Below are 1,280 nucleotides of genomic sequence, written 5' to 3' on the forward strand. Positions count from 1 at the left end.
ACAACAGTGAAAGCTGATGTACCTGGTGGTGTGGATATTGAAAACACTGCGGCTCAAGTAGTTAACTACTACAACCCAACTACTAAGAAAGTTGAAAAACCAAGCAAACCAACTGAAAAACGTGTAAACAACGTGCCAGTTGAAGTGGAATTCAACTTCACTAAACGCTTGGAAGGTCGTGAACTGAAAGCTAACGAATTCAGCTTCGTGCTTAAAGATTCAGAAGGTAATACTCTTGAAACTGTGAAGAACGATGCATCTGGTAACGTTAAGTTCAAAGCTCTTGAATTCAAGAAGGGTCAAGAAGGCGTACACAACTACACAGTAGAAGAAGTTAAAGGAACTGACGCAACCGTTACATACGACACCATGAAAGCGAATGTAACAGTCACAGTTTCACACGACGGAACAGCTAAGATTCTCGTAGCGACTGTAGGCGACATTGCGGATAAAGAATTTAACAACCGTGTAACACCTCCTGAAACTCCAGAATTCAATCCAGAAAAATATGTTCTAAACGAAAAAGAATTTGATTTGACTGGAACTTCATTATTAGATGATGATAAAGAGTTGGCAGACAAGTACGCAGATACCAATGCGAACCCATATGCGGACGATGCATCTAATAACGAAGCAGCGAATATTAACACTAAATCAGTTAAACCAGGTCAAAAACTTGTTTACCAAGTATGGTTGGATACAACTAAATTTGACGCAAACAACAAAGACCATATCCAATCAGTAGGAATCTCAGATGACTACGATGAGGCTAAAGTTGATGTTGATGGTTCAGCAATCAAAGCTTATGATGGTAAGACTGGTGCGGATGTAACAGCTAAATTCGATATCACTGTGAACAACGGTGTGATCACTGCAACCCTTAAAGATGGCTTCACTAAGTCACTTGGCGATGCGGAAAACACACAAGTCATTGACACAACTAAATTCGAATTCGGACGTTACTACAAGTTTGATATCCCAGCTACAGTGAAAGCTGACGTTAAAGGCGGAGTAGACATCGAAAATACTGCGGCTCAAGTAGTAAACTACTACAACCCAACTACTAAGAAAGTTGAAAAACCTGAAAAACCAACTGAAAAACGTGTAAACAGCGTGCCAGTATCAGTAGAATTCAACTTCACTAAGAAATTGGAAGGCCGTGAGCTTAAAGCTAACGAGTTCAGCTTCGTACTTAAAGATTCAACAGGTAAAGTTGTTGAAACAGTTAAGAACGATGCGGCTGGTAACGTTAAGTTCTCTAAACTTGAGTTCAAGAAAGG

The 1,280-nt window shown here is 39.9% G+C and carries 1 protein-coding gene; it reads left to right on the forward strand.

All coding sequences use genetic code 11. From position 1 onward, the window contains the following. A partial coding sequence (locus tag HMPREF2918_RS11450; RefSeq protein WP_305366769.1) for an SspB-related isopeptide-forming adhesin occupies window positions 1-1,280 on the forward strand: 1,280 nt, incomplete at both ends.

Source organism: Streptococcus sp. HMSC065C01, from assembly GCF_001813525.1.
GTDB lineage: Bacteria > Bacillota > Bacilli > Lactobacillales > Streptococcaceae > Streptococcus > Streptococcus parasanguinis_V.